Source organism: Clostridium sp. MSJ-8, from assembly GCF_018918325.1.
Lineage (GTDB): Bacteria > Bacillota > Clostridia > Clostridiales > Clostridiaceae > Clostridium.
Genome location: NZ_JAHLQH010000034.1, coordinates 19138 through 28636, shown reverse-complemented (window position 1 = coordinate 28636; position 9499 = coordinate 19138). Strand labels below are relative to the sequence as shown.

The following is a 9499-nucleotide window of genomic DNA, read 5'->3' as shown; positions in this document are numbered from 1 at the left end:
CATAGCATAAGCTAGTAAGACCCCTTGAAGAACACAAGGTTGATAGGTCAGAGGTGTAAGTGTGGTAACATATTTAGCTGACTGATACTAATAGGTCGAGGGCTTGACCAATAAAAAAGAATATTAATTATATACTATGTGCAATTTTGAAAGAATAATATATTCTTTATTAATAATGTTCCGCGGTAGCTCAATGGTGGAGCACTCGGCTGTTAACCGATAGGTTGGAGGTTCGAGCCCTCTCCGCGGAGCCAATTAAAATTAATATATGATATATTCTTTCAGAATAAATATTCCGCGGTAGCTCAATGGTGGAGCACTCGGCTGTTAACCGATAGGTTGGAGGTTCGAGCCCTCTCCGCGGAGCCAATTTTTTCTTTAATAAAGCAATGTATATGTAGTATAATAAGAGAGAAACAATGTTTTCTCTCTATTTTTTTGTTTTATAGGAAATTATAATGTATTTTTTAATTTTATGTGTGAATAATAGAGAAATATATGTTGAGAGGTGTAAAAGGGGTTTGGCAAAAATATTATTAGTAGAAGATGAAGAAAGTATAAGAGGATTTTTGAAGATAAATTTAAAAAGAAACAATTTTGAAGTAATCGAAGCAGGAACTGGAGAAGAAGGATTAGAATTAGCATCTAGTGAGAGACCTGATTTAGCAATATTAGATGTTATGCTTCCAGGAATAGATGGATTTCAAGTATGTAATGAATTAAGAAGTAAATATAAAGATATGGGAATAATAATGCTTACAGCAAAAGGTCAAGATATAGATAAGATTATGGGGTTAGAATATGGAGCTGACGATTATATATTAAAACCATTTAATCCATTAGAAGTAGTACTTAGGATAAAAGCTATACTCAGAAGGATGGATAACAACCAAAAAGATAGAAATAATATTGTAGAACAAGGAAGATTTACTATAGATTTATATTCACAAAAACTATTAAAAGATGGACAAGAATTAGATGTAACTCCTAAGGAATATTTGATAATGAAGTTATTTATAGAAAATCCTAATAAAGCATTTACTAGAGATGAATTGCTTAACACAGTATGGGGAAGAGATTTTTTTGGAGATCCTAAGATAATAGATGTTAATATAAGAAGACTTAGGAATAAGATTGAAGATGATGCATCAAATCCTAAATATATAGAGACAGTATGGGGCAAAGGATATAGGTGGAATAGTAAGATATGAAAAATAAGAAAAGTATAAAAAAGAGATTATTAATAAGTTTCTTATTAGTAATATTTCTAAGCATAATTGTATTAGATGTATTACTTATTTTTGCTGTAAAGACCTATTATTATGATAATTCAGAAAAGGTTTTAAGTAACCAAATGAAAACAGCAATAGCATTTTATAATAAATATTTTACAGCATCAACATTGAAAGAAAATATTTATGATAATGTAGATTCTTTTTGGAATCAAACAGATGCAGAAGTGCAAGTATATGATAAAAGAGGAAATATACTTATGGATTCCATAGGAGTAAATGATAAAAATATCTATAGTGATGTTAATAAAGCTATAAGTGGAAATACAGCTCGATGGATTGGAGAAGTTAGTTATTGTGATTATAATGTAATGGCTATATCTATGCCTATAGAAGTAAATAATGAAATAGTTGGTGTGCTTAGATATATAATATCATTAGAGAATGTAGATAAAGAAATACATATGATAATGTATGTTTTTGTAGGAATATCTGCTATTGGAATGTTTATAGGAGCAATTGTAAGTTTGGTAATTGCAAAAAGTATAATAAAACCAATAACAGAATTAACAGGTGTAGCAAATGAAATGGCATCTGGTAACTTAAAAGTAAGAAGTATAATCAGAGAGGATAATGAAATAGGTAATCTTGCAGAAACATTGAATTCAATGGCTGAAGAATTATTAAAGAAGGACGAATTAAAAAATGAGTTTATTTCATCTGTATCTCATGAACTTAGAACACCACTTACTTCAATAAAAGGTTGGGCTATAACCTTAGATGATGAAAGTACAGATAAAGCTACTCTAAAAACTGGACTTCATATAATTGAAAAGGAATCAGATAGATTAGGAAATATGGTAGAAGAATTGTTAGATTTTTCGAGATTACAAAGAGGTAAAGTAATTATAAATAAAGAAAAAACAGATATTAGATTGTTTATTGATTTTTTAGATAATTTGATGTTGCAAAAAGCTAACAATGGAGATATAAATTTTATTATATCTAGTGATTTAAAACAAAAATATGCATATATTGATATAAATAAAATGAAACAAGTAATAATAAACATTTTAGACAATGCCTTTAAGTTTACTAATAAAGGAGGCACTATAAAACTTCACTTTTATAATGATGAAGATTTATTAAAGATTGTGGTTGAAGATAATGGATGTGGAATATCAGAAGAAGATTTACCAAGAGTAAAAGAAAAATTTTATAAAGGCAAGAATGCAAAATCTAAAAATGGTATTGGATTATCTATATGTGATGAGTTAATAAAGTTACATAATGGAAGCTTCCTTATAGAAAGTAAAGAAAATATTGGAACAAAGGTTAGTATATCTATACCTAATGAAAGGGGCTTATGATTATGAAAAAAATAATAAAATTAATGTCATTAATATTATTTTCAATAATACTTATAGGATGTTCTTTTCAGCGAGAAGGAGATTCTATAGGAATAGAAGCACCTAATAATAAAAAATTAGATATAGATGGTAATTGGGAAACTAATGGGTATAAAATATTAGATGAAAATATAGCTACTAATGAAGCTATATGTGAAGTACTTGCAGCTCCAGTTTATATAAAAAATAATATGATATCCATTGGTGGACAGGAATATGATAAAGTAAATTATAAATTAAAATATGTGGATTTGGATTATGAAATATCGTATGAAGCAAAAATCACAATGAAAGATTTAGGATTTAATTATAATGAGATTAAGACTTATTCAATTACTTATGATAATAATTTATTATGTGAGATAATTAATGAAAATGATAATAAGTCATATTTGTATTATCAAGGTATCTTATTTAATATAATAAAAAAAGATGCTAAAGACAAAAAGGAAGTATTAGATAAGAAAAACAAAGCTTCAAGTCAATATGATGAAAAAAATTATTCATCTCAAGGAATATTGTTAGGTTTAAAGGTACCTAGTGAAGATGATGAAGGGGAGTTAAGAGAAAAATACAGAACTTTGTGGATATGTACAAAATCAGGACAAATTCAACCAATTAGAGAAAATTCTAATATAATTATTCCTAGAACTACAGGGTTATGGACATTACGAACAAGAGAAATAGAAGATAGTGAGAAAAATATATATGTAGAATTATTAGAACCTGATAGTATAGAATATAATGAGAATAATATTGCAGATAATGCTACAAAAGAATCTGAAGAAACAATAATTCAAAATAATACAGATATTAGACTTATGATTAATTATATAGGCAATAATTATGTTGCAATTGAAGAAAAATCAAACATATCAAATATAAATAAATCTGTATATAAGGTATTACCTATAGATAGTGCGGTAACAGAAAAAGGAATAGATATTCAAGATATATTCCCAAGTGATGCAAGTACCTTTGCTAAAAGTTATAAATCGGCTTATTATAAATTAGAATCTAAAAAAAGAGCTGATTATAATGAAGATGTTGATTATTCTAACTTTACAATATATAGAACAAATGGAACTTGGGCGTTAAAGGGAAGAATATCTGATAATAATTCTAATAATCAACCAATAGATTTTCCACTTGGAATAAAAATAAATGAGACACTATGTAGTTATGATACACTAGTAATACCATGGAAAGTTTTAAAAGCTGAAATACCATTATTAGTAGATGCATATACATCTCCTGATGGAACAATGGCTATTGTAATAACAACTGAAGAAATTGAAATTTATGAAATTGAAAATGGTAGACTTAAAGATAAACCATTATCAAAAATTAATTTAAAAGATAAAGAAAGTGTAATAATGGCTCAATGGTGTGAAGATTCTTATGTTAACAAATGGGATAATGTGTTATCAAAAAGAGGCAAAATTGTAGGATAGAATAGGAGTGAAAAAAATGATAACAAAAAATATAGCTAGTCAAGTATTGTCTAAATGTTTAATTACAGGAGGAGATTTTGCTGAAATATTTGAAGAAGACTGTATAAGTAATTCTATTAGTTTAATAGATAATAAAATTGAAAATGCATTAGGCGGTCGAACTTATGGAGTAGGTATAAGGATATTCAAAGGACTAAAATGTGTATATGGATATACTAATAATAATAGTTTAGAAGCTCTTTTAGATACTGCTTATAAGGCAGCATTAGCATTAGGCAGTATTAAGGATGAAAAAGAAATAATTATAACAAATGATTATAAATTTAATAATAATCATCCAATAGAATTATATCCAAATGCTGTTGATTATTCTAAGAAAGTTAAAGTCATGAAATCGGCATATATTGCAGCAAAAGACTATAATTCAGATATATCTCAAGTAAGTATTTCATATGCAGATAAAGATCAAAATATACTTATAGCAAATAGTGATGGATTATTTACTGAAGATAGGAGAATAAGAACTAGGATTGGAATAAATGCCATTGCCTCTAGAAATGGTGAAAATCAAACTGGTTTTGAAGGACCTGGAAGATGTAAAGGCTTTGAAGTATTTAATGAAATAGATGTAGAAGCATATGCAAAGGAAGCAGCAAGAACTGCTATAACCATGCTTAATGCAAAGAATTGTCCTGCAGGCAAAATGATGGTTGCAATAGATAATGGTTTTGGAGGCGTTTTATTTCATGAAGCTTGTGGACACTCATTAGAAGCTACATCTGTTGCTAAAGGTAATTCTGTATTCGCAGGAAGATTAGGAGAGAGGATAGCTTCACCATTAGTAACAGCAATAGATGATGGAACTATACCTAATTCATGGGGCTCTATAAATATAGATGATGAAGGAAATAAATCTAACAAGAATATATTAATAGAAGATGGTATATTAAAATCTTATATGATAGATAAACTAAATGGTAGAAGAATGAATATGGAGGTAACAGGTAATTCAAGAAGACAGAGTTATAAATATGCTCCAACTTCACGAATGACAAATACTTATATAGCTGCTGGTAAAGATAATCCAGAGGATATAATAAAATCTATGTCAGAAGGATTGTATGCAAAAAAATTAGGAGGAGGATCTGTTAATCCTGTAACTGGTGAATTTAATTTTGCAGTAGCAGAAGGTTATCTAGTGAAAAATGGAGAAATTCAGGAACCTGTAAGAGGTGCAAGTCTTATAGGAAAAGGTGAAGAAGTATTAATGAATATAGATATGGTAGGAAATAACCTTTCTCAAGCCCAAGGAATGTGTGGATCGTCATCAGGAAGTATACCTGTTAATGTAGGTCAACCTATGATTAGAGTAAGTGAAATTACAGTAGGTGGTAGATAGGAGTGATGGATATGGAATTTTTGGAGTTTAAAGAAAAACTATTTAAAGAAGCTAAAAACAAAGGATTTGATGAATGTGAAATATATTATATAGATAGAGAAAGTATTAATATAACAGCATATGAACAAGAAGTAGATAAGTATAATTTAAATACTACCTTTGGAATTTCTTTTAGAGGAATGTATAATAAAAAAATGGGTTATTCTTATACAGAAATAATGGATGAAGATGCTATAAAAATGCTTGTAAGGAATGCAATAGAATGTGCAAGGACTATAGAAAGTGATGATGAGCAATTTATTTATAAAGGAGATAAAGAATACCCTGAGGTTAATAATTATTCAAAGGCATTAGAAAACATAGAGGTAGATAAGCTTATAAATATTGCTTTAGAGTTAGAGAAAAAAACAAAGGAATATTCTCCAAAGGTAGTTAATATAGGAGGATGTTCTGTTGGATATGGTTCTAGCAAATATGGAATATATAATACAAAAGGCTTAGAGTTAGTAAGTAAGAATAATATGCTAACAGCTTATGTAGTTCCTATAGTAGAAGAAAATGGTCAAAAATATGATGCTGTTGGGTATACTATAGCTGAGTCAATAGAAGATGTCGATACAGATAAGATAGTAAAAGAAGGTGTTGAAGAAGCTCTATCTAGAATAGGGGGAACAACTATAAAGTCAGGTAGTTATAAAACAGTTATTTATAATGAAGCTATGGTGTCTTTATTAGATGCATTTGTAGATGTGTTTGATGCTGATTCAGCACAAAAGGGATTATCTCTACTAAAAGATAAAGAAGGAGAAAAAATAGCTTCAGATATATTGACTATAATAGATGATCCTTTATTAAAAGGAGGTTTAGCATCAACTCCATTTGATGATGAAGGAGTAGCTTCATTTAGAAAAGATATAGTCTCTAAAGGAGAGCTAATAACATTATTACACAATTTAAAAACTGCTAATAAAGCAGGTGTAAAAACTACTGGAAACGGATTTAAAGCATCTTATGCATCACCAGTAGGCATACAACCTACTAATTTCTATATAGATAAGGGAACAAATTCACTTGAAGATTTATTACAAGATGTAAAGGAAGGGGTTCTTATAACTGATTTTTCAGGACTTCATGCAGGTGCAAACTCTATTACTGGTGATTTTTCATTAGCTGCAAAAGGATTTTATATAAAGAATGGGAAGAAGGATTTTCCAATAGAACAAATCACAGTTGCAGGGAATTTCTTCGATGTCTTAAAGAATATAAGGAAAATAGGAAGTGATCTAAAGTTCCCACTTAATAATATTGGATCACCTTCTTGTATAGTTGAAGGATTAACAATAGCAGGAAAATAATAAAAGTTATAATAATATAAATAAAAGTGTCAGCATGTTTAGAGTAGCATGTTGACACTTTTTACTTTTTAGAAACTGATATTTAATTTTTGGTTTTATTAAATAAGTTAATCAATTGTTATTTTTTGATTAGTTGAATAAATAACTAATTGAGAAGTTGTTCCTTCGTTATTACAATAATATTCTGCATAAGAATTATCTAAAGTAGAAGCATTTTCATTTAAGAAGTATATTAATATACCTTTACATTTGTCACTAGAATAAGTTGATTTGAAAGTTTTACATATAGATTTTAATGTTTCTTCGTCATAGCTAGTTGGAATTACTTCAAATCTAAAATATCCATTTCCAGTTCCCATAGAAGATATTGCATATTTTTGAGTAGAAGTAGCTTTATCAGAGTATGTTCCATCTAGTTTATAATCACTTATTTCTGTTGCATTATTTGAAGGAATTGTATAATTACTTCTTTTGCTAGGTAATAAATTGCTAATTGGAAGACTAGTAGTTGAACCACCTACTGTTACACTAACTGAACCATTAAATACTTTATCAGTATAGTTAGATATAAGTATATAGCACTGAGAATTTTTAATTTTATATTCAAAAGAAACTTCATCTAAATGCTTAGGAGTATTTGAAGAAGATTTGCTATTTGAAGTTTTTACAGTGTTTGTGTCAGGTGAATCAGAATTATTTTGTTTATCATTCTCAGAAGAATTTACACTAGTATTAATGGCAGTTTCATTTTCTTTCTCTTTTTTAGTTGCTGCTGCAATAGCTTTTTCATCAGATTTTTTCTTAAGAAAAGTAGAAATACCACCTGTACTTATCAAAATTATAGATATTGCAAGTATTAAAGATGTAATTAATGAAAAAAACCAATTTCGTTTATTAAATTTGGTACAAATAAGATATATACCTAAGCATATTCCTAATAATCCAATTATATAAATTATTAAATCTATATGAGTTATAAAAAGTGTTTCAAAGTCTGGCATAATTAAATCACCACTTTCTTTTTTTGTATTTGAAATATTTACTAATATTATTATACAACAAAAAATTATATTAAAAATGGTGTTTACCAAAAGTTAATATGATATAATTGTTAAGTATGGGAGGATATAATCGTGAAAGAATATGATATAGTAATAATCGGCGGTGGAATGGCTGGCATGACAGCTTCAATAGTTCCATTACAGAATAATATAAACAAAATATTAATAATAGAACGAGAACAAAATTTAGGTGGAATATTGAACCAATGTATTTCTAATATATATGGAAAAAAACTTTTAGGGGCTGAATTGACAGGACCAGAATACATTTCATTTATGGAGACACAGATTAAACAAGTTGAAAAGAAATTAGGTACAGAAGTACTTGAGATATCTGATGATAAGGTAATTACATATGTTAATCCAAAAGAAGGAGTAAATAAAATAAAAGGAAAGACAATTATTCTTGCAACTGGATGCAGGGAGAAATTAACTGGTAGCATAGATATTCCTCTTAATAAGTTTTCAGGAATATATACTATAGGTAATGCTCAGAAGACTATTAATCTAGAAGGACATCTTCCAGGTAAAAATTGTGTAGTGGTTGCTAATAGTAATTGGGCTTTATCACTTGTTAGAAGACTGATTCTAGAAGGCTCTAAGATAAGTGCTGTTATCATAAAAGAAGATAATGGTTTTAAGATAAATGAATATTTTACTGAGGTTTTTAAACAATTTGATGTTAATGTAATACATGATTATAAGATAAAAGAGATATATGGCAAAAATAGAATAGATGGCATAAAGGTTGTATCTCGAGATAAAAAGAAAGAATATGTAATTTCATGTGATTCTTTAATACTATCAGTTGCATATATCCCAGAGATAAGCATAACAAAGAAAACATCAATACAAGTTGCAAATGATAAATATATGCTAAAGTTAAATAAATATGAAACTTCAATAAAAGGTATATTTGCATGTGGAAATATGATATATGGAATGGATGCCCTTAAGTATAAAGATATAGATGGACTAGAAGCTGGAAGAAGTGCGGTAGAGTATTTAGAAAGTCTTAACTAAAAACTCTACAGAACTCTTTGTACATCAGATTATTTCCAATTGCATTTAAGTGTATTCCATCTACAAATATGTTACTTTTATTATTAAAGGTAATGTCATAAAAATTAATATATTGCACATTATGTTTAGAGCATAATTTTATGAGTTCATTTTTTAAGATTGGTAAGGAATTTTCTGCATAAGTATAAAAATCAGAAGGCATAAACAATCTTTCAGCTAAATCTTTAATTATACAAGGTGGAATGCCTATATAAGTTTTAGCTGAAATTTTTTTTGCATCCAATATCATTAATTCTATATTTTCGATTATACTAGTTACAGATTTCCCAAGTAATAAGTCATTAGTTCCACCCATTACAAAAATATATTTTGGATTATATAAAATAACATCTGTATAGAATCTATCTAACATTGATATAGTAGTATCACCATTTATTCCTTTATTTGTAACAGTAACGTTTAATGATGTTGATAATTTATAGGCAAAGCTATTATTGTATGGAACGCCATATCCAAATACCAAGCTGTCTCCAATAAGAACAAGATCATAAGACATATTTATTATC

At 28.1% G+C, this 9499-nt stretch carries 8 protein-coding genes, 2 tRNA genes and 1 rRNA gene; 9 read left to right on the top strand and 2 right to left on the bottom strand.

Annotated features, from left to right (window positions below):
* From KQI77_RS07145 to KQI77_RS07110, 8 genes are all read left to right on the top strand, one after another.
* Positions 1–111 (top strand): 23S ribosomal RNA (locus KQI77_RS07145); the annotation flags it as partial.
* A 68-nt stretch (positions 112–179) separates the two neighbouring features.
* Positions 180–254 (top strand) — tRNA-Asn (locus tag KQI77_RS07140).
* A gap of 40 nt (positions 255–294) precedes the next feature.
* Positions 295–369, top strand: a tRNA-Asn gene (locus tag KQI77_RS07135).
* A gap of 152 nt (positions 370–521) precedes the next feature.
* A complete protein-coding gene (locus KQI77_RS07130) occupies positions 522–1211 on the top strand; it encodes a response regulator transcription factor (protein WP_216389729.1) in 690 nt (229 codons plus the stop codon).
* Complete coding sequence (locus KQI77_RS07125) at positions 1208–2602, top strand: ATP-binding protein (protein ID WP_216389728.1); 1395 nt, start codon at positions 1208–1210, stop codon at positions 2600–2602. Before KQI77_RS07130 ends, KQI77_RS07125 begins: the two co-directional genes overlap by 4 nt.
* Before the next feature lie 2 nt (positions 2603–2604).
* Positions 2605–4095: a hypothetical protein gene (locus KQI77_RS07120; protein ID WP_216389727.1), complete on the top strand. Its 1491-nt coding sequence runs from the start codon at positions 2605–2607 to the stop codon at positions 4093–4095.
* A 16-nt stretch (positions 4096–4111) separates the two neighbouring features.
* Positions 4112–5494 carry a TldD/PmbA family protein gene (locus KQI77_RS07115; protein ID WP_216389726.1) on the top strand — a complete coding sequence of 461 codons (1383 nt, stop codon included), beginning with the start codon at positions 4112–4114 and terminating at the stop codon, positions 5492–5494.
* 11 nt (positions 5495–5505) lie between these two features.
* Entirely contained in the window at positions 5506–6849 is a 1344-nt protein-coding gene (locus KQI77_RS07110) for a TldD/PmbA family protein (RefSeq protein ID WP_216389725.1), read from the top strand.
* Between the two features lie 107 nt (positions 6850–6956).
* Here the strand turns inward: KQI77_RS07110 and KQI77_RS07105 are convergent, their stop codons facing one another.
* A complete protein-coding gene (locus KQI77_RS07105; protein WP_216389724.1) occupies positions 6957–7850 on the bottom strand; it encodes a hypothetical protein in 894 nt (297 codons plus the stop codon).
* 132 nt (positions 7851–7982) lie between these two features.
* On the opposite strand from KQI77_RS07105, the gene KQI77_RS07100 reads away from it, so the two are divergent.
* Positions 7983–8933: an NAD(P)/FAD-dependent oxidoreductase gene (locus KQI77_RS07100; RefSeq protein ID WP_216389723.1), complete on the top strand. Its 951-nt coding sequence runs from the start codon at positions 7983–7985 to the stop codon at positions 8931–8933.
* On the opposite strand, the gene KQI77_RS07095 is transcribed toward KQI77_RS07100, so the two are convergent.
* On the bottom strand, positions 8926–9495 hold the full coding sequence (locus tag KQI77_RS07095) for a GDSL-type esterase/lipase family protein (protein ID WP_216389731.1): 570 nt from the start codon (positions 9493–9495) through the stop codon (positions 8926–8928). The two genes, KQI77_RS07100 and KQI77_RS07095, sit on opposite strands and share 8 nt — an antisense overlap.
* Positions 9496–9499 lie beyond the last annotated feature (4 nt).